This window comes from Pseudomonas sp. P179 (assembly GCF_000478485.2).
In the GTDB taxonomy this organism is placed as follows: Bacteria; Pseudomonadota; Gammaproteobacteria; order Pseudomonadales; family Pseudomonadaceae; genus Pseudomonas; species Pseudomonas aeruginosa.
The window spans coordinates 490,925-510,713 of record NZ_KI517354.1; the positions used below are offsets into that span (position 1 = coordinate 490,925).

General features: G+C 66.0%; 16 protein-coding genes and 1 tRNA gene. 5 read left to right on the forward strand and 12 right to left on the reverse strand.

Annotation, left to right across the window (positions count from 1 at the left end):
- Nucleotides 1-6: 6 nt before the first annotated feature.
- Nucleotides 7-1,221: an MFS transporter gene (locus HMPREF1224_RS14810; RefSeq protein WP_003113355.1), complete on the reverse strand. Its 1,215-nt coding sequence runs from the start codon at nucleotides 1,219-1,221 to the stop codon at nucleotides 7-9.
- A 10-nt stretch (nucleotides 1,222-1,231) separates the two neighbouring features.
- Nucleotides 1,232-3,886: a TonB-dependent receptor gene (locus HMPREF1224_RS14815; protein WP_010793080.1), complete on the reverse strand. Its 2,655-nt coding sequence runs from the start codon at nucleotides 3,884-3,886 to the stop codon at nucleotides 1,232-1,234.
- A 218-nt stretch (nucleotides 3,887-4,104) separates the two neighbouring features.
- On the opposite strand from HMPREF1224_RS14815, the gene HMPREF1224_RS14820 reads away from it, so the two are divergent.
- The gene (locus tag HMPREF1224_RS14820; RefSeq protein ID WP_010793081.1) at nucleotides 4,105-5,409 is read left to right on the forward strand and encodes an IS1380-like element ISPa33 family transposase; all 1,305 of its coding nucleotides are present in this window, start codon (nucleotides 4,105-4,107) and stop codon (nucleotides 5,407-5,409) included.
- 161 nt (nucleotides 5,410-5,570) lie between these two features.
- Here HMPREF1224_RS14820 and vqsR read toward each other — a convergent pair whose 3' ends face one another.
- Nucleotides 5,571-6,377, reverse strand: a complete 807-nt coding sequence (gene vqsR / locus HMPREF1224_RS14825) for a transcriptional regulator VqsR (protein ID WP_003097562.1) — start codon at nucleotides 6,375-6,377, stop codon at nucleotides 5,571-5,573.
- A gap of 152 nt (nucleotides 6,378-6,529) precedes the next feature.
- Here vqsR and HMPREF1224_RS14830 point away from each other — a divergent pair, with 152 nt between their 5' ends.
- Complete coding sequence (locus HMPREF1224_RS14830; RefSeq protein WP_003090368.1) at nucleotides 6,530-7,633, forward strand: polyamine ABC transporter substrate-binding protein; 1,104 nt, start codon at nucleotides 6,530-6,532, stop codon at nucleotides 7,631-7,633.
- Between the two features lie 206 nt (nucleotides 7,634-7,839).
- Nucleotides 7,840-8,412 carry a quorum threshold expression protein QteE gene (qteE, locus tag HMPREF1224_RS14835; protein WP_003090369.1) on the forward strand — a complete coding sequence of 191 codons (573 nt, stop codon included), beginning with the start codon at nucleotides 7,840-7,842 and terminating at the stop codon, nucleotides 8,410-8,412.
- A 66-nt stretch (nucleotides 8,413-8,478) separates the two neighbouring features.
- On the opposite strand, the gene HMPREF1224_RS14840 is transcribed toward qteE, so the two are convergent.
- From HMPREF1224_RS14840 to HMPREF1224_RS14875, 8 genes are all read right to left on the reverse strand, one after another.
- Entirely contained in the window at nucleotides 8,479-9,438 is a 960-nt protein-coding gene (locus HMPREF1224_RS14840) for an aliphatic sulfonate ABC transporter substrate-binding protein (RefSeq protein WP_003097598.1), read from the reverse strand.
- Between the two features lie 135 nt (nucleotides 9,439-9,573).
- Nucleotides 9,574-10,530 (reverse strand): ABC transporter substrate-binding protein, encoded by a 957-nt coding sequence (locus HMPREF1224_RS14845; RefSeq protein ID WP_003097601.1) that lies wholly within the window; start codon nucleotides 10,528-10,530, stop codon nucleotides 9,574-9,576.
- A gap of 11 nt (nucleotides 10,531-10,541) precedes the next feature.
- Complete coding sequence (locus HMPREF1224_RS14850) at nucleotides 10,542-11,528, reverse strand: aliphatic sulfonate ABC transporter substrate-binding protein (RefSeq protein WP_003113358.1); 987 nt, start codon at nucleotides 11,526-11,528, stop codon at nucleotides 10,542-10,544.
- Nucleotides 11,529-11,634: 106 nt separating this feature from the next.
- A complete protein-coding gene (locus tag HMPREF1224_RS14855; RefSeq protein WP_003143826.1) occupies nucleotides 11,635-12,786 on the reverse strand; it encodes an acyl-CoA dehydrogenase family protein in 1,152 nt (383 codons plus the stop codon).
- Nucleotides 12,787-12,790: 4 nt separating this feature from the next.
- Nucleotides 12,791-13,873 (reverse strand): LLM class flavin-dependent oxidoreductase, encoded by a 1,083-nt coding sequence (locus HMPREF1224_RS14860; protein ID WP_003097607.1) that lies wholly within the window; start codon nucleotides 13,871-13,873, stop codon nucleotides 12,791-12,793.
- A gap of 9 nt (nucleotides 13,874-13,882) precedes the next feature.
- The gene (locus HMPREF1224_RS14865; RefSeq protein ID WP_003097609.1) at nucleotides 13,883-14,827 is read right to left on the reverse strand and encodes an ABC transporter substrate-binding protein; all 945 of its coding nucleotides are present in this window, start codon (nucleotides 14,825-14,827) and stop codon (nucleotides 13,883-13,885) included.
- A gap of 9 nt (nucleotides 14,828-14,836) precedes the next feature.
- A complete protein-coding gene (locus HMPREF1224_RS14870; protein WP_003130938.1) occupies nucleotides 14,837-15,904 on the reverse strand; it encodes an LLM class flavin-dependent oxidoreductase in 1,068 nt (355 codons plus the stop codon).
- A gap of 339 nt (nucleotides 15,905-16,243) precedes the next feature.
- Nucleotides 16,244-17,140 carry a LysR family transcriptional regulator gene (locus HMPREF1224_RS14875; protein ID WP_003090383.1) on the reverse strand — a complete coding sequence of 299 codons (897 nt, stop codon included), beginning with the start codon at nucleotides 17,138-17,140 and terminating at the stop codon, nucleotides 16,244-16,246.
- A gap of 112 nt (nucleotides 17,141-17,252) precedes the next feature.
- Here HMPREF1224_RS14875 and HMPREF1224_RS14880 point away from each other — a divergent pair, with 112 nt between their 5' ends.
- Nucleotides 17,253-17,858: a 3-mercaptopropionate dioxygenase gene (locus tag HMPREF1224_RS14880; RefSeq protein WP_003097613.1), complete on the forward strand. Its 606-nt coding sequence runs from the start codon at nucleotides 17,253-17,255 to the stop codon at nucleotides 17,856-17,858.
- Nucleotides 17,855-19,438: a rhodanese-related sulfurtransferase gene (locus HMPREF1224_RS14885; protein ID WP_003097617.1), complete on the forward strand. Its 1,584-nt coding sequence runs from the start codon at nucleotides 17,855-17,857 to the stop codon at nucleotides 19,436-19,438. The genes HMPREF1224_RS14880 and HMPREF1224_RS14885 overlap by 4 nt, the downstream gene beginning before the upstream one ends.
- Before the next feature lie 134 nt (nucleotides 19,439-19,572).
- On the opposite strand, the gene HMPREF1224_RS14890 is transcribed toward HMPREF1224_RS14885, so the two are convergent.
- A tRNA-Ser gene (locus HMPREF1224_RS14890) sits at nucleotides 19,573-19,662 on the reverse strand.
- Nucleotides 19,663-19,789: the final 127 nt, after the last annotated feature.

Here is a 19,789-nt window from a genome sequence, read left to right on the forward strand (position 1 = left end):
TTCCCTTCAGGGCAATTTCTGCGGATAGGGGCGAAAGGCGAACAGGCTGCACGCAGCCAGGGAAAAAGCCGCGAGCAGCACCCATTCGGCCGTCCCGTAGCCTTCGGCGCGGTCGTACAGCCAGCCCAGCAGGTAAGCGCCGAGACTGATCGACAGGGCGAAGGTGAACGGCTGGATCGAACCGTAGATCACACCGAAGCTGCGCAGGCCGAAGTAGCGCATCAACAGGTACTTGGTGGTGCCGCTTTCCCCTCCTCCACCCAGGCCGACCAGGAACACCGCCAGCCATAGACCGCTCGGTGTGTCGCCCACCAGGAACCAGGCCATGCCGAGCACCGCCGCCAGGGCGAAGGGCAACGCCACCCGAGGCGTCGCCACGCGGTCGAGAAGCCAGCCCATCAGCGGCTGCGACAGCATCATGCCGACCCACAACGCCGACAGCGCGGTGCCCGCCTCGCCCCGGGACAAACCGCGCTCCACCAGCATCGGCACGCCATGGGTCATGATCCCGGACATCACGAACACCGCCAGTACCTGGTTGCCCAGCACCAGCCAGAAACTGGCGCTGCGCCAGGCCTGGGGCGCCGTCGATCCGCTCAGCGCGGTTTCCGCTACGGCCGTGCCGGCGGCCACGCCAGCATCCGGCGCTGGCTCGCGGAACAGCCAGGCCAGCAGCGGCAGCGCCAGGCCCAGTTCGAGCACGCCGTAGACCAGGAAAGCGCCGCGCCAGCCCCACGCTTCGAGGCTCTGGTGGCCGACCAGCAGGCCCAGCGGCCCGCCCACCCCGAAGCCCAGGCCTAACAGGCCGTAGGCCACGCCCAGGCGTTGGCGGAACCAGAGTCCGAGGATACGTCCGTAAGGCAGGTTGCCTGGCGCCAGCAGGCCGATCAGCAGGAACAGCGCGTAGAGTTGCCAGACGGCATTCACCGCCGCCAGGCCGAGCAGCGGCAGCGACAGGGCCGCGGTCAGCCCGAGCATTGTCCGCCGCGCGCCCCAACGGTCGATCAGCCAGCCCTTGAGCGGGCTGGTGATGGCGACCGCCAGTCCGAACAGCGTCACCAGCAACGACACCTCGGCGCGGTCCCAGGCGTACTCGGCGCTCATCGGTGCGATGAACAGACTGAAGGTGTTCAGCAGGATGCCGGTGGGCCCGAGCATGATCGCCACCACCGACGCCAGCAGCACACCGCCGCTGGTCGCGGAAAATTCTCGTTGCGCCACGCCTGGCCCTCTAGAAGCGGTATGCCGCGCGTAGGTAGTAGAAGGCGCCGTTGAAGCCGATCTGCGAGGCATAGGTGTCGTAGCGCAGCACGTCGCCATAGGTGGTGTTCTGCGCGGGCAGCTTGTCCGGACGGACGTCGAACAGGTTGTCGGCGCCGGCGGTCAGCGTCAGGTCGGCGCTGAGCCGGTAGCGCGCGGCGATGTCGGTGATGTACTTCGGGTCGTTGACGAAATGGTTGAATTTCTCCGTCGACCAGGCGTCCGGCCCTACCGTGTAGTCGAGTTCCGAGCTGGTCCGGCCGTAGCGCGTCAGGCGCAGGCTGACCTCCCAGTCCTGGCGGCTCCAGGTGCCGCCGAGGGAAACCTGGCTGCGCGGGGTGGAGCTGGTGATCCAGGCGACCTGCTGGGCATTGAGCAGCGGCTCGCCGTTGGCGCCTCGATGGTTCTTGCGCAAGGTGGTGCGGTTGAAGTTGGCCGACAGTTCCCAGTCGACCTGCCCGTACTCGCCAAGCGCGACGAGGTAGTGACCGGTGATGTCGACACCGCGGGTGCGGGTGTCGGCACCGTTGGCCAGGTAATGGGTACTGACCGTACTGGCACTGGCCGGCAACGAGATCCCCGCCGCGGCCAGGGCATCGATGGCTTCCTGGCCGGAATAGGTGGCGCTGTCGACGATGCGGTCGCGGATGCTGATCTGGTAGGCGTCGATGTTCAGCCCGACGTTTTCCCACGGGCTGAGTACCAGGCCAAGGTTGAAGCTGGTCGACTTCTCCGGTTGCAGTTCGTCGGCGCCGAGCATCTTCGCCGCCGGCGAGTTGGCCGCCAGCAGGCCAAGGGCGATGGTCGGGCCGACGCTGAGGCCGGTGTAGTGCTCCTGGACCAGGGACGGCGCGCGGAACCCGCTGCTTACGCTGGCGCGCAGCGCCACCCGCGGATCGAACTGGTAACGGGTGGCGAACTTGCCGTTGGTGGTGCTGCCGAAGTCGCTGAATTTCTCGTGGCGCACCGCCACGTCGACCTCCCAGGCTGGGGTCAGGGAGGTACCCAGGTCCAGGTAGGACGCCCAGGCGTGCCGCGACCATTGCCCCTCGCTGAGCGGCGAGAGGCCAGCCAGGGATTCCGCCCCGCCGCTGTAGTAGGACGCCGGGTCGCCGGCGTCGATGCGGTAGCTTTCCCGCCGGTATTCCGCACCCAGCGACAACGCCAGCGGAGCAGCGAGGAAATCCAGTTCGAATTCCCGCCCCAGGTCCAGGTTGCTGGTCCATTGGCTGTTGCGGTAGCGCGCCAGGTCGAAGCTTCTCGGACTGTTGCCGGTTTCACGGTAGATCGCCGCGTTCACCGACTGGGTCATGCCGATATCGGGACGGTCGGCGCCGTAGCCACTGCTCAGGTCCCAGTGCCAGGCATCCAGCAGACGCTCGCCGCGCACCCCGGCGAGGAACGCATAGTCGTCCTCGTCGCTGTTCGGGCGCGGCGTGAAGCCGTCCGGATACAGCGTCGGCGCCACCGAAGCCAGGCGATAGTTGGCCGCCGAGGAGGCCTTGCGCCGGGTATAGGTGCCGAAGCCGTACACCTCGATATCGTCGCCCAACCCGAAACCCGAGTTGAGCGCCAACGATTGCCGGTGGAACGCGGGATCGCCCATGGAAATGTTGTCGCGCCGACCGGTGCGCTCATCGATGCCGCTGCGCATCGTGCGCTCCTGCTCGCGATATTCGGCGGTGAGGTTGACGAAGCCGCTATCGCCGAAGGCCAGCCCGATGTTCCCCCCGCCGCCATGGGTGAAGCCGTCGCCGTCGCCGGTCTGCCCGACGTCAGCGGCCGCCGACCCGCCGCTGTCGGCGGACTTGAGGATGACGTTGATCACCCCGGCGATGGCGTCCGAACCGTACTGCGCCGAGGCGCCGTCGCGCAGCACCTCGACCCGCTCGATGGCGTTGATCGGGATGGTGTCCAGATCGACGCCGGTGGAGCCCTTCTCCAGCCCGCCGCTGATATTGAGATTGGCCGTTTCGTGGCGACGCTTGCCGTTCACCAGCACCAGCACATGGTTGGGGCTCAGCCCGCGCAGCGACTGCGTGTGGGTCAACGCCGAGGCGTTGAACGGCTGGGCCTGGCGGGTCAGCGAGGGCAACAGTTTGACCAGCGCATCGCGCAGGTCGACCGCACCGCTGCTGCGTAGCTGGGTAGCGCTGACCACGTCGATCGGGCTCAGGCTGTCCTGCGCCTTCACATCGCTCTTGCGCGTGCCGGTGACCACCACGGTGGACAAGGTCGGTGCCACCGTCGCACCTCGCGTCTCCTGCACAGGCGCCTGTCCGCGGCGCAGGACGAAGGCACCGCTTTCGTCCTGCGCGTATGCCAGCCCGCTGCCGGCCAGGGCACGCCGCAAGGCGTCCTCGACACTGAGCCGGCCGCGGATATCCGGTCCGCGCAACCCCGCCACCAGGCGCTGGTCGAAGGCGATCGGCACGTGTCCCTGGCGCACGATGTTCAACAACACCTCGGCCAGTTCGCCGGGCGCTATGTCGAATACCCGGGGCGCCGTGGCCACGTCGCGCGGCCCACCGTCGGCGGCCTGCACCTCGCCCTGCAGCGCGCAGGCGAGCCCCACCGCACAGAGCACGGGGATCAACGAACGAGAGGAAAGACGTACATCGGGCATGGTCGAATCGTCCTGGATGGAATTCGCCCATGAGTGCAATCCGACGCCGGCTTTTTCAGCGTCGGGCAATATGAATTTCGCATAACCTTATGCGCCCGGGTTCCTCCGCAGGCGGCGCACTAGCCCGGATTTCTCATGACCGCATAAACAAAAACGGCTGAAAGCCTTATGATTCTTGTCGCCAAACAAAGCCCCATAAGTCTTCAGCCGCGCACAAAATGCTACCAGAAAAACTCCACTTTTCACCCCTCTCTCGCCGCCTCGTCGAGGCCTCTTTCACCGGTGGTCACATCACCTCGGATGCGGGCTTGTTGCTGCTGCGCGAGGTCGACCGGCAACATGGCTTGACCCGCCGCCTGGCCAAAATCGTTCCCGATCGGCGTGATCCTGGGCGTGTCCAGCATGGACTGCAGACACTGCTCGCCCAGCGTATCTATGCACTGGCCGCCGGCTACGAGGATCTCAACGATCATGACGGCCTGCGCCATGACTACGCGCTGCAGACTGCGGTCAACCGCCTGCAACCGCTGGCCGGCAAATCCACTCTGGGGCGCCTGGAACAGCAAGCCGATCGCGAAACGGTGGTGCAAGCCCATCGCCTGCTGTGGGAGCACTTCATCGCCCAGCATGACCAGGCGCCGGCTGAGATCGTGCTCGACTTCGATGCGACCGATGTGCCGGTGCATGGTGATCAGGAAGGGCGCTTCTTCCATGGCTATTACGACCATTACTGCTTCCTGCCGCTCTATGTGTTCTGTGGTCGCCATCTGCTGGTGAGCTATTTGCGCCCGAGCAACATCGATGGCGCCCGACACAGTTGGGCCATCCTGGCACTGCTGGTCAAGTTCATTCGCCGCTTCTGGCCAGAGACCCGCATCGTGTTCCGCGGTGACGGCGGTTTTTGCCGACATCGCATGCTCGACTGGTGTGACCGCAAGCAGGTGGATTATGTGGTGGGTCTGGCCCGCAACACCCGCCTGCAGCGGATGGCGGCGCCGGCCATGCAAGCTGTCGCCGAGGCCTACCAAGAAACCGGGCAGAAGATGTCCGGCGTGTATCGCTTCCTCTATCAGGCCGGTAGTTGGCGTAGGCGCCGCCTGGTCGTGTCGCGCCTGGAACATGGCGAGCAGGGTGCCAATCCACGCTTCATCGTCGTGTCCCGCTTTGCCGAGGATGCTGCCCAGCAGTACTACGAAGACTACTGCGGCCGTGGCGACATGGAGAATCGGATCAAGGACCAACAGTTGGATCTGTTCGCCGACCGCACCTCCAGCCCACGCTGGTGGACCAACCAGTGGCGGCTGATGCTGTCGGCCTTTGCCTATGTGCTGTTCGAACGGCTACGCGATCATCTCCAGGGCACCGCATTGGCGCGCATGAGCATCCATAACCTGCGCTTGAAACTGCTCAAGATCGGTGCGGTGATCATTCGCAACAGCCGGCGCATCCGCGTGCTGATCAGCGAGGCCTATCCGCATCAGGAACTCTTTGCGGGGCTGGTTGCCCGCCTCAAGCCGACCTGAACAGGCGGGCGCCCCCGGCCCGGCTCAATGGGGGAAAGGGGGCAGTGCGCCCCATACGCGGGAATTGAATAAAAAACGATCAATTTTTAGCGGTGGAAGGCAGGTTGTTGATACACCGAGGCTTCACCGGCCACGCCTGCCGGCCTCATGAGAAATCCGGGCTAGCGTGCGTCGGCGAGCCGCGGCGCGGGCGGGTTGATCAACAGCGCGAATATCTCGGAGTGGGACTTCACGTTCAGCTTCGCGTAGATGTGCCGGCGATGCACCTTGATAGTGGCGATCGACAGCGTCAGCCGATCCGCTATTTCCTTGTTCGAGTATCCATCCAGCATCAGCCGGATGACATCCGACTCCCGCGCGGTCAGCGGCGATATCAACCCTCTCCAGGGCTGGACTTCCACCTCCGCCGCTGCGATCGGTTTCGCCTCCTCCCTGACCGCATCCTCGAAGTGGATGCGTTTTTTCATCAGCGCGATGACCCACGGGCGAAGCAGCTCGAACAGCGCGATCTGCTCGGCACCGAAGCGGCTCTCGCTGCCCAACGACAGGCATAGGGTTCTTTCACCATCCAGCGGGACGTTATATTGAACTTCGTCCGTCACCACATAATGCGCAAAGTACGTATTGTAATATTCGGTCGTTTCGAAATCTTCGGAGACGATATCCGCAAGATGAAAAAGCCCGCCGCGCCGACAGTTCCTGGATACCTGGTAGAAAGGATCTTGCAGATAAAGTCCGGTTATATATCGACTGATCAGCGGGTCCGGCTCGACTTCTTCTCTCTCCTCCTCCATGAAGGAAAGAATCAAGGGACTGGAATCGCTGAATATCAGGGCCGCCCAGTTGTCGACGGGGGCGAACTGGCCGAGGGTCTGCGCCAGGATCCGCCAGAAGAACGGCCGGTCCAGCGCTTCGAGCAACTTTCCCAGTGACTCGTGCCAGGCGCCGCCGTGCAATGCGATATCCACACAACTACTCCTCTGGGATTAGTCACTCGGCGTTATGTCATGAAGAGTTCCAATGTGCATAATATCGATGCCTTCGAAGATAGCCACAGGTCAGAACTACCAGTTCTGGTAGGTGCAAAATCCAACTTGTTTCGTTTCGGAAAGGAAATCCAATGAAAAAAGTTTGTGCACTGGCGTTATCGATCCTGACGACGATCGGTGCGACAGCGGCGGACAGTGCATGGGCTGCGCAAACCAGCGTCCATCTTTACAACTGGTATGACTTCATCGCCCCGGAAACGCCCAAGGCTTTCCAGAAGGAAACCGGCACCCGTGTCGTCCTCGACACCTTCGACAGCGCCGAGACCGCGCAGGGCAAACTGATGGTCGGCCGCTCCGGCTACGACGTGGTGGTGATCACCTCCAACATCCTGCCCGGGCTGATCAAGGCGGGCGTCCTCCAGGAACTCGACCGCGACCGGCTCCCCCACTGGAAGAACCTCGACGCGGACATCCTCGGGAAGCTTCAGGCCAACGATCCCGGCAATCGCTATGCCGTACCTTATCTCTGGGGAACCACCGGGATCGCCTACGACGTGGACAAGGTCCGCAAGCTGCTCGGCCCCGACGCGCCGGTCGACTCCTGGGACCTGGTCTTCAAGGAGGAGAACATCTCCCGCCTCAGCCAGTGCGGCGTGGCCACGCTGGACTCCTCCACCGAGCTGGTGTCCATCGCCCTCAACTACCTGGGCCTGCCGCACAACAGCCAGAATCCCGAGGACTACCAGAAAGCCCAGGAACTGTTGCTGAAGGTTCGCCCCTACATTCGCTATTTCGACTCCTCCAGAGTCGACACCGATCTCTCCAACGGCAACGTCTGCGTGGTGGTCGGCTGGCAGGGTACGGCCTACATGGCCCAGGTCAACAACGAACAGGCCGGGAACGGTCGCCATATCGCCTACAGCATTCCCCGGGAAGGCTCGCTGGTCTGGGCCGAGAACATGGTGCTGCTCAAGGATGCACCGCATCCGCAGCAGGGTTATGCGCTGATCGACTACCTGCTGCGTCCGGAGGTCATCGCCAGGACCTCCAACTACGTGGGCTATCCGAATGGCAACCAGGCGGCGCTGCCGCTGGTAGAGCGGAAGCTGCGGGAAAACCCGGCGGTTTACCTGAGCAAGGAAACCATGGCGACCCTCTTCCCGCTGGAAACCCTGCCACTGAAGGTCGAGAGAATCCGTACCCGGGTCTGGAGCCGGGTCAAGACCGGGAGCTGACACTCGCCCGAGACGCCCCCTGGAAGCGCGGGAGCGCCCGGAGCCAGAAAAATCCAGCGAGGTCCGCCAGGACCGGCGTTCGCGTCTTTCACCGGGCGAGGCTCTGCCTCGTCCGTCAGGATGCGGCTTGCCGGCTGACCTGCGACCGATAGAGATACCTCTCCCCCAGGGCGGGAAAGCCCCGGGCATGCCTGATGGAGAAAACCATGCTTATCCATTTCTGCCCCAGGCTGCTGACGCCTGCGGGGTTCGACCTGCCGTGCGAGTTGATCGACATCCGCATCAAGGAGTTCGACCTGCACCTGCTTGGCGGGCGCGACGTGGTGGCGCGTCACCCCCTCCCCGACAAGCGCTACCACGTGGCCTGCCGCAAGTCCGGCTGCAAGGCGGTGAATGGCCTGCTGGTGGACGTGGAAAAGCACGTTCCGCTGTTCACCGTGGACACCCGCTGGAGCATCGACGCCGAAGTGGTCCTGCGCCACCGCGTCGAGTACGTGGTGCTCGACGCCGAGCACGATGCGGTGAGCGACTACATGCTGCTGTGGTGCGACGAGGTGCCCAACTACTTCCTCGGCCAGAGCACCCCGGCCATGCAGGTTCCGTTGATGGAGCTGATGCGCGGCAATGCGTTGCAGACCGAGCGGCAGGATGTGTTCCGCCTGCCGACGCTGAGGTCCGAACGCCTGCGCCAGGGCAACGCCGATGCCAACCAGCATCTTCCGAGCCGTGAGCAGGCGTTCCACGTCAAGGCCGAGCAGATCAGCTATGGGCTGGCCTGAAGGACGCGCGCCAGCGGCAAGCTACGCTGGCCGCCGGTGCCGCGCATCACAGGGCAGCCGCGCCGCTCAGTGCCGCGGCTGCCATACCTCCACGGCGCGCGCATCCACCGGTTTGGGTAGCAGTCCCTGGGCGTGGAAGGCGTCGGCGATGCGCTGTTGCTCGTCGAGACCATCTGCGCTCACCGGTTGTACGTCGTAGCTGCGCCGCGCATTCGCCTGCTCGACGGTAGCGGCATCGAGATTGCCCCACAGCGGCCCCAGCACCTTGGCCGCGTCGGCCGGGTGGCTCTTGAGCCAGCGCCCGGTGCGCTGCAGTTCGGCGAAGACCTGCTGGAGCACTTCAGGATGTTTCCTGGCGTAGTCGCTGGAGGCAAGGTAGTAGCGCTGGTAGCTGGCCAGGCCCTGGCCGTCGGCCAGTACCCGCGCGCGTTGCTGGCGCTGGGCGCTTGCCACGTAGGGGTCCCAGGTCACCCAGGCGTCGACCTTGCCGTTCTCGAAGGCGGCGCGGCCGTCGGCTGGCGTCAGGTAGGCTGGCTGGATGTCGGAGAACTCAAGCCCGGCGCTGGCCAGCGCGGCGATCAGCAGGTAGTGGCTGCCGGCGGCCTTGGTCACGGCGATGCGCTTGCCCTTCAGCTCGGCCAGGGACTTCAGCGGCGAATGTTCGCCGACCAGTATCGCCTGCGCCGCGGGCGAAGGTGTTTCGCGGGCGAAGTAGGTCAGGCGAGCACCCGCCGCCTGGGCGAACACCGGCACGGTGTCGGCGACGTCGGCGGAGAGATCGACGTTGCCGACATTGAGCGATTCGAGCAACGGCAGGCCGCTGGGGAACTCATGCCAGGACACCCGGATGCCCTGCCTGGCCAACTCGCGCTCGAAGGTGCCCTGGCTGCGGATCAGGGTCAGCAGAGTCGAGGATTTCTGGAAGCCGATGCGCAGGACCTCCTCGGCCTGTGCGCCACCAATGCCCGACAGGACGACGGAAGCGGCAAACACGATGGCCAAGCGACGCAGGAACGGACGAGACATGCGATGACTCCTGGGATAGGTGCGAGCGCCCGCAGGGACGGGAGTTCCAGCTGCCGGCGACGGAACGGATAGATTATTGGAATAAAAAACAATCGATAAATAACTTATAGTTATCAATTAATGCCCGGGCAGCGCCTACCGGATATCCGCATCCGACGCCTGCCTGACCGCAAAGCCGCTGGCGAAGGTCGGCCGCACATCGAGGCGCTGCGGAATCAATCCATGGGCCTGGTAGAAATCGGCGGTCTCCTGCTGCTGGCCGAGCGTTCGCTCATCCAGCGCCTGCCAACGCAAGCGCCGGCGTTCGAACTGCAAGCGCGCGGCGTCCTCGGGGAAGCCGATGATCTGCGCCAGGCTTCGCGAATACTCGTCCAGGTGCAGGTACGCCCAGCGCTGGGCGCTGGCCAGGCGTTGCAGGTAGTCCTGCAGCACGGCGCGTTTCGCCGGGTCGGCCAGTGCGCTATCGGTAGCAGCGAGGAAGCTGTTGCCAGCCCACAGGCCGCGACCGTCGACCAGTACCCGAGCCTTGTCGGCGGTCTCCGCGAACGCGGTGTAGGGCTCCCAGGTCGCCCAGGCATCCACGGAACCATTGGCGAGGGCCATTTTCGCGTCCACCGGGCCGAGGAAGCGGAATTCGACGTCCTTCTCGCCCAGCCCGACCGAGGCCAAGGCCTTGAGCGCGACGAAGTGGCCGATGGAACCGCGCCCGGTGGCAATGCGCTGGCCTTTCAGGTCGTTGGCCGAGCGCAGCGGCGAATCCCCTCTCACCAGCACGGCGGTACCGTAGGGATCGGATTTGTCGACGGCGATGGCCTTCAGCCGGGCACCGGCGGCCAGGGCGAAGAGCAATGGCGCGTCGCCGATGATGCCGGCATCCACCGCACCGGCATTGAGTGCTTCGGCGAGGGGGGCGGCGGCGGGGAATTCGAACCAGCGGATGTCGTAGGTCAGGTCGTCCAGCGCGCCGGCAGCCTCCAACTGGGCGCGCATGTTGCCCTTCTGGTCGGCCAGGCGCAGGGTCACGCGCTCGTCGGCACAGGCCTGGCCGACGAGCAGGCAGAGAAGCAGGAACAGGCTCAGGGTCTGACGCATTCCGTAACTCCTCAACGCTGGCCGACGCGGAGGTCGGCGGGCAACTGGCGGGCCACTTCGGCGGCACCGGCGGACAGGCTGAAGTCGAACGCCGGGGCGACCTCCAGCGACTTCGGCAGCACGCCTTCGGCATGGAAGAAATCGGCGGCGGTCTGCAGGGTGGCGGCAACCTCCGGACCGAAGACCACAGGACTGATGCGCGCCTCGCCAACCCAGCGCCGAGTGACTTCGCGCGGCATGTTCAGATCCTTGGCCAGGGCCTCGGCGAACGCCTCCGGATGCCTCAGGGCCCAGGCCTGGGCACGCGCCAGGCGGGTCAGCAGGTCGCTGATCGCGGCCTTCTTGCGGGCGATCGCAGCGTCGCTGGCCAGGGCATAGGAGTAGCCGGTCATGATCCCGGCACCGTTGTCGATGACCCGCGCCTGATCGAGCAGCACGGCGCTGGAGGTATAGGGCTCCCAGGGCACCCAGGCGTCTACCGAGCCACGCACCAGGGCGGCGCGGCCGTCCACCGGACCAAGGAAGGAAAAGCTTACGTCCTGCGGTCCGAGGCCGGCGCGACGCAACGCGCCAAGGGCGAGGAAATGCCCCCAGCCGCCGCGATTGACGGCAATGCGCTTGCCCTTGAGGCCGGCCACCGAACGGATCGGCGAGTCCTTGCCGACCACCAGCGCCACGGTCGCCGGGTTGAAGTGCCAGGCGCCCACCGCCTTGAGCGGCGCGCCGGCAGCGTAGACGAAGAGGAACGGGATGTCGCCGGTAAAGCCTATGTCCAGGGCCCCGGCGTTGAGCGCCTCGAGCACCGGTGCACCGGAGGGGAACGCCGACATTTCCAGCTTGTACGGCAGGTCGTCGAGCTCGCCGGACGCGCGCAGGGCAGCGTAGCGGTCGCCCTTCACATCGCCCAGGCGCAGGCTGATGAGGTCGGCGGCGCTGGCGGCTCCAGCCAGCAGGGTCGCGGCCAGCAGGCCGGCAAGCACACACAGGGGTCGTTTCATGGGCAATCTCCAGGCAGCTCCGCACGGAGCCGGGGCTATCTGGGCTATCCGTTCCGCCGGTGCGGTCGCCGACAAGGCCAGGGTCGAGAATCGTGGGAGGTACGTTTCAAAGACTCAGCGCCGCCCTCCCCGCCGCGCTCCAGACGCTATCTTTCTGTGGCGTGTGGACACGTCCGCAAAGCACGTCGCGGTAGTGCCGCTGTAGCGGATTGTGCCGGCTGAGGCCGTGGTTGCCGCTCAGTTCCAGGGCCTTCTCGACCACCGCCAACGCGTTGTCGATGACCGCGACCTTGAGCAGCCCGGAGTCGCTGGCGGGCAACTGTCCGCAGCACGCGGCATCGAGCAGCAGGCGGTTCTGCAGGAGCAGGCCGTCGATCTCGCCGAGCGCCTCCTGCATCCTCGGCAGGCTCGCCAACGGCGCGCCGAGACTGGCCGGCACGCGCTCGCGCAGCCAGCCGACGAGCCACTCGCGGGCGCTCCCGGCGATACCGTCGTAGAGAGCGCCAAGCAACACCGCGCTAGCCTGGGCGAAGTCGCGCAGCACGGCCTGGTCCGGCGCCGGAGGCTGGTCGTGGGGATGCAGGCCGATGGCGTTTTCCAGCGGCACCGCCACCTCTTCGAAGAGCACCTCGTGGCTGCCGCTGGCGCGCATGCCCAGATGGTCCCAGCTCTCCACGATACGGATGCCTGGGCTGTCGCGGCGCACCAGCCAGGTACCCACGCGGGGGATCGGCTCGTCGCTGCGCGCCCATACCGCCAGCCAGGTCAGGCCGGGAATGCCGGTGGTGTAGAGCTTGTGCCCGGACAGCTGCCAGCCGTCGCCGACACGCCGCGCCAGCGTACCCGGCAGACCGCCGCGTGACGGCGAACCCAGCTCGGGCTCCACGCGCAGGCTATTGATCAACGCCCCCTGCTCCAGCACCTCGCGCGCCACGCGCCGCTTGAGCGCGCCGGGCCAATCGGGGTTATCGGCCAGGCGCCGCAAATGCAGGTACTGCATGCACAGCACCAGGGCCGTGGAGGGTTCGCCGCGAGCCACCGCGCCGATTACCCGGCGCAGCTCGCCGAGGCTGGCGCCGGGACCGCCGAGCGCAGGCGGCAAGGCCAGGGCGAGCAGCCCGTGGTGTCGCAGCAGGGCCAGGTTGGCATGGGGAAAATCTCCGCTGCGGTCATGGGCATCGGCGCTTTCCGCCAGTTGCCGGGTCAGTTCCGGGAGCCGTTCGTCGAACGCCGCCGAGGGAGTCTGCAGGACGGCCATGGGATCAGGCCGTGGCGCGCCGGCGCTCGCGCTCGGCGACTTTGGCGCGGGTCAGCGGGATCAGCTCGCGGCCATATTCCACGGCATCGGCGAGGGGATCGAAACCGCGAATGAGGATATTGCGCACGCCCAGGTCGTAGTAGGCGAGCAGGGCGTCGGCCACCTGTTCCGCGGTACCGACCAGGGCGGTGGAGTTGTGCCCACCACCGACCAGCCTGGCGATTCCGGTCCAAAGGCGCTCGTCGAGGCGCTCGCCCTGCTCCACCGCCTTGAGCAGACGCTGGGCGCCGACGCTCTGCGGCTTGCCCTTGGGGAAGCCGGCCTCGCCCAGGCGCGCGCCGGCGCTTGCGCGTATCGCCTCGGCCTTGGCCCAGGCCTCGTCCTCCGTGCGCCCGAGGATGGGCCGGAACGACAGGCTGAATTCCACTTCGCGACCATTCGAGCGCGCCTGTTCGCGCACAGCGGAGATGGTTTCGGCGGCCTGTGCCAGGGGTTCGCCCCAGAGCATGAACACATCGGCCTGCTTGCCGGCGACCTTCAGCGCGGCTTCCGAGGAGCCGCCGAAATACACCGGAATGTGCGGTTTCTGCTGCGGACGGATGGCCGAGAAGGCGTGCTCCACGCGGTAGTGCGCGCCGTGGAAATCGAAGGGTTCGGTGCTGGTCCAGGTGCGCTTGAGCAGTTCGATGAATTCGTCGCTGCGGGCATAGCGCTGGTCGTGGTCGAGATAATCGCCGTCCTTGCGCTGGTCGGCGTCGCTGCCGCCGCTGATGATATGCACCGCCAGGCGCCCGTCGAGGAGGTGTTCGAGGGTCGCCAGCTTGCGCGCGGCCAGGGTCGGGGCGACGAAACCGGGGCGGTGCGCCAGCAGCAGACCGATCCGGGAAGTGGCCAGGCCAGCGGCGGCGGCCACCAGGAATCCATCCGGCTGGTCCGACCAGTAGCCGACCAGGATTCGATCGAAGCCGGCCTCTTCGTGGGCGCGTGCGAAAGCGGCGATGTAAGGCTTGTCGAGGATAGGTCCGACCGGCGCGAGGGTCTCCGAGGCCAGGCGATGGCCGATCATGCCGAGAAACTGGATGCTCATGGTCCGTACTCAGTGGAAGGCTTCGTTGAAGGACGTGTCGATCACCGTGGAAGTGTCGAACGGCTTGGGCAAGGCACCGGTCTGCAGCAGGAAATCCGCGGTCTCCTGGTAGTCGGTGGCGGCCTGGGCGTCTACCGGGCCGACGCTCATGCCGGCCTGGCCGATCCAATGGCGGGAGACTGCCCGGTCGAGATTGGCCTTCTGCGCCCAGAGGTCGGCGTACTGCTCCTTGTGTGCCTCGACCCAGGCCCGTGCCTTGCGCAGGCGGCCGAGGAAGTCGGCGATCTGCGCGCGCCTGGGCTCGATGGAAGCAGCGTTGGCGGCGATGCTGGACAGCCCCGGCATCAGGTCGCGGGCGGTGAGAATCGGCCGTGCGCCGGAAACCACGATCTGCTGCGAGATATACGGCTCCCACACCGGAAAGGCATCGATGCTGCCGCGCGGCAAGGCGGCGGCGGCGTCGATCGGCATCAGCTTGACGAACTCCACGTAGTCCTTCGGCAGGCCGGCTTTCTCCAGCGCGCGCAAGGTCAGTTGCTGGCTCCAGGCACCGGGCCAGTAGGCGACTTTCCTGCCCTTGAGATCGGCAATGCTGCGCACCGGAGAATCCTTCGGCACCAGCAGGGCTATGGTATCGGGGTTCTGCCGCGAGACGCCGACCAGCTTCACCGGCGCACCCTTGGCGGCGAGGAAGATGAAGCCCGAGTCGCCGAGGAAACCCAGGTCCAGCGCTCCGGCCTGCAACCCTTCGGCCACCGGCGCGGCGGACTGGAAATGCTTCCATTCGACCTGGTAAGGCGCGCCTTCGAGAACTCCCGAGGCCTCCATGGAAGCCCGCACGTTGTAGTAGTTCTGGTCGCCCACACGCAACGTCGGCAGCTCTGCGGCCTGGGCCAGGGAGGCACCGAGCAGAAGCGTGGCGAAGCTGGTTAGCAGGTATTGCTTGAGTTTCATCGGAGCTCCTCAACCGGCGTGCCGCAACAGCGGCAGGCGGGCGATATGGTCATGTATGGCGGGAATCAGGCCCTGGCCGTAGCGCACGGCGTCGCCGAGCGGATCGAAGCCTCGAATCAGGAAGGTCGAGACGCCCAGCCGGTAGTACTCGCCAAGCGCAGCGGCAACCTGCTCGGGGGTGCCTACCAGGGCGGTGGAGTTCCAGCGCGCCCCGGTCAGCCGGGCCACGCCGGTCCACAAACGGCTGTCGAGCACCTCGCCCTGCTCGGCGGCGGCCAGCAGGCGCTGCGAACCGACGTTCTGCGGCTGGTGGTCGCGCAGCGGCAGACCGAGGCGCGCACGGTTCTCGCGGACCTGTTCGAGCACCTCGGCGGCACGCTTCCAGGCGGCCTCCTCGGTATCCGCGACGATCGGCCGGAATGACACCGAGAAGCGCGGATCGCGTCCCTGGGCCTTGGCGGCGGCGCGCACTCGGCGGATATGCCCGTCGACCGCGGCCAGCGGCTCGCCCCAGAGCATGTAGGTGTCGGCGTGCCTGGCGGCGACCTCGATGGCTGCGTCGGAGGAGCCACTGAAATAGATCGGTATGTGCGGCGACTGGCGCGGGCGCACCGCTGGCGAGGCGCCCTGGAAGCGGTAGAACTCGCCGTCGAAATCCACCGGTCCCGTGGCGGTCCAGATAGCACGCAGGGCTTGCAGGTATTCGTCGGTACGGGCGTAGCGGCGGTCATGGTCGAGGTAGTCGCCATCGCGCGCGAGGTCCTCGTCGTTACCACCACTGACTACGTTCAGGGCCAGGCGGCCCTCGCTGAACTGATCCAGGGTAGCCAGTTGGCGTGCCGCCAGCGGCGCTGCAATCACCCCCGGGCGATAGGCCAGGAGAACGCCAAGGCGCCGGGTGGCAGCGGCGACGAAGGAACTGACCACCGCGCCCTCGGCGGCATTGCTGAAATACCCCACCAGCACCCGGTCGAAGCCGGCGTCCTCATGGGCCTGGGCGAAACGCCGGACGAAACCGGCGTCCACAGCCTCCCCCAACGGCTGGTCCACCTCGGAACTCGGTGTGGCGGTGATCATGCCGAGAATTTCCACGCTCACGCTGTTGCCCTCGCCTGGGCCGCTCGACTGATAAGGTTGGCGGCTGTCGTTATAAGAAAAACATCTGCATGGGTGCTTTTCTTAGAAGCTACAGGCTGAAACTACATGATGGAAATTCATTTTTTTCATATCTTAATATGCTAAACGCGCATATTTAGCTTTTCCGTCTTTGCGTTTCCCAAGGCGGACACTATGCGTAGCCGCCCTCGCTCCCTCTTCCCTCTGAAGCGAAAAGGGGCTCGCAGGGGAATGTTGATCCCGACTGCAGCCCCTTCTCATTCACGCTCCCGTCTCCCGGGGATCTCCCGGCGCCGCTACTCAACCGGCTTGCATATCCAACCCCTCGGCCACCGCCCTGCCGAACAGCCGTGCCGGCGTCTCCAGATTGCCCAGCAGGCGCGGACGCACCAGCCAGAGCTGGATCAGCGGCTGGAAATCCTCCAGTTGCAGCACCTGCAACTGATCGCGGTAGCGGCTACGCGCCAGGGCCGGCGCCGGCACCAGGCCGAGACCCCGGCCCGCGGCGACCAGGCCCAGTTGCAGCTCGCTGCCGAAAGTCTCGAGGTTCAGTTGCAGGCCCAGGCCCTGATCGGCCAGGGCCCGTTGCAGGCCGGCACGGAAGCCGCAGCCATCGGGGTTGAGCACCCAGCCATGGTGGTAGCAATCGAGCAGGCGTCGCGCCTGGATGGCACTGTCGCGGGCGACCACCACGCAGAGTTCCATGCGCCCTAGGGGCGTGGCGCCGAGTTCTTCGGGGAACACCTTGCTTGGCGGAAACAACACCACTGCCGCGTCCAGTTCGGCATTCTCCAGGCGCGCCAGCAAATGGCTGCCCCAGCCAGTGCCGACCTGCGCGCGCAGCTCCGGGTACTCGTCGGCCAGCCGCCGAAGGGCATCCAGCAACACCACCTCGCCGATACTCTGCGGCACGCCCAGGCGCAGCACGCCACTTGGTGTGGCGTCACCGGCCACCAGTTCACGCAGGCCATCCACCTCGCGCAGCACCCGCCGGCACTGTTCGTAGACCCGCAGTCCGCTGGCGGTGGGTTTGAGCGGCTTGGTATTGCGGTCCAGCAATGCCACTCCGAGGGACTCCTCCAGGCTCTGTACCCGCCGGGTGATCGCAGACTGGGTCAGGCCCAGGCTCTCGGCGGCCTGGCTCAGGGAAGCGTTGCGGATCACCGCGACGAAGGCGTCGATGTCATCGATTTTCATGGGGCCGGCACCAATTGCATTTCTCGCATATTAGCTTAGATTCAAAATGCATTTCAGGAATAAAAAAGCGTTTGCTACCGTACCGCCAGAACTTCCCGGAGTGAATCCCCGCATGTCATCCATCCTGCGCCTCGACCGCCTGCGCCAGTTCATCGGCGAGCTGGCGACACTGCTCGACAGCCGTCCCGACGAATCCACCCTGCTCGCCCAAGCCCACCCCCTGCTGGCCGAGCTGGTGCGCCAGGACGACTGGCTGCCGGAAGACTGCGCCCGCCCCGATCCACAGCGCTACCAACAGTACCTGCTGCATGTCGACTCACGGCAGCGCTTCTCGGTGGTCAGCTTCGTCTGGGGGCCGGGCCAGATCACACCGGTACACGATCATCGGGTCTGGGGCCTGATCGGCATGCTCCGCGGGGCCGAATACTCGCAGCCGTACGCCTTCGATGCGGGGGGGCGTCCGCATCCCAGCGGAGCCCGTCGACGCCTGGAGCCCGGCGAGGTCGAAGCGCTGTCGCCACGCATTGGCGACGTGCACCAGGTGAGCAACGCCTTCAGCGACCGCACATCCATCAGTATCCACGTCTACGGCGCCAATATCGGTGCGGTACGGCGTGCCGTGTTCAGCGCCGAAGGTGAGGAAAAACCCTTCATTTCCGGCTATTCCAACAGCCGCTTGCCCAATATCTGGGACCTGTCGAAAGAGAACCCCGCATGAGCCAGATCGCCGTACGCACCTTCCACGATATCCGCGCCGCTCTCCTCGCCCGCCGGGAGCTGGCGCTGCTCGACGTGCGCGAGGAGGACCCGTTCGCCCAGGCCCATCCCCTGTTCGCCGCCAACCTGCCGCTGTCCAGGCTGGAACTGGAGATCCATGCCCGGGTGCCGCGCCGCGACACGCCGATTACCGTCTACGACGACGGCGAAGGCCTGGCGCCGGTCGCCGCGCAACGCCTCCTCGACCTCGGCTACAGCGACGTGGCCTTGCTCGATGGCGGCCTGTCCGGTTGGCGCAACGCCGGCGGCGAGCTGTTCAGGGATGTGAACGTGCCGAGCAAGGCCTTCGGCGAACTGGTGGAGGCCGAGCGCCACACGCCATCGCTGGCCGCGGAGGAAGTACAGGCTTTGCTCGACGCCAGGGCCGACGCGGTGATCCTGGATGCCCGTCGTTTCGACGAATACCAGACCATGAGTATCCCCGGCGGCATCAGCGTGCCCGGCGCCGAACTGGTGCTGCGCGTCGCCGAACTGGCGCCGGACCCGCGCACCCGGGTGATAGTCAACTGTGCCGGGCGCACTCGTAGCATCATCGGTACCCAGTCGCTGCTCAACGCCGGCATCCCCAACCCGGTGGCGGCATTACGCAACGGCACCATCGGCTGGACGCTGGCCGGTCAGCAACTGGAACACGGCCAGACGCGACGCTTCGGTGCGATCTCCCAGGACACTCGCAAGGCCGCCGCCCAGCGCGCCCGTGCCGTCGCCGACCGCGCCGGCGTCGAACGCCTCGACCTGGCCGGTCTGGCCCAATGGCAGGACGAGCACGACCGCACCACCTACCTGCTCGACGTACGCACGCCCGAGGAATACGAAGCCGGTCACCTGCCTGGCTCCCGCTCCACGCCCGGAGGCCAGCTGGTTCAGGAAACCGACCATGTCGCCAGCGTGCGCGGCGCGCGCCTGGTACTGGTGGACGACGATGGCGTACGCGCCAACATGAGCGCCTCCTGGCTGGCCCAGATGGGCTGGCAGGTCGCGGTACTGGACGGACTCTCCGACGCCGACTTCAGCGAGAGGGGCGCCTGGAGCGCGCCGCTGCCGAGGCAACCCCGGGCCGACACCATCGACCCGACCACCCTCGCCGACTGGCTGGGCGAACCGGGCACCCGGGTGCTCGACTTCACCGCCAGCGCCAACTATGCGAAACGCCACATCCCCGGCGCCGCCTGGGTATTGCGCAGCCAGTTGAAGCAGGCACTGGAACGGCTGGGCACGGCCGAGCGCTACGTACTCACCTGCGGCAGCAGCCTGCTGGCACGCTTCGCCGTGGCGGAAGTCCAGGCACTCAGCGGCAAGCCGGTGTTCCTTCTCGACGGCGGCACCAGCGCCTGGGTCGCCGCGGGCCTGCCGACGGAAGACGGCGAAAGCCTGTTGGCGTCGCCGCGCATCGACCGCTACCGCCGCCCCTACGAAGGTACCGACAATCCGCGCGAAGCGATGCAGGGCTACCTGGACTGGGAGTTCGGCCTGGTGGAGCAACTCGGTCGCGACGGAACCCACGGCTTCTTCGTGATCTGAAGCCATTACCCGACGAAATCGGAGAGTCATCGAATCGACGCCGGGCAGGCTGCGGAAACGACCCGGAAGTGCGGAAGAGCGGCGCCCCGAAAATGCAAAAGCCCCGCTCAGCGGGGCTTTTCAGTACGCGGATATGGCGGAGGCGGTGAGATTCGAACTCACGGAAGAGTCTCCCCTTCGACGGTTTTCAAGACCGTTGCCTTAAACCACTCGGCCACACCTCCGCATCGCGGGGCGCAATAGTACCGGATAGCAACACACTGTCAAACTCTATCGATTGGCCCTGGCAGAGGCTTTGCTATCATGCCCATCAGTACGTCATGGACCCGTTCCCGTTAAGGAGTACCCACA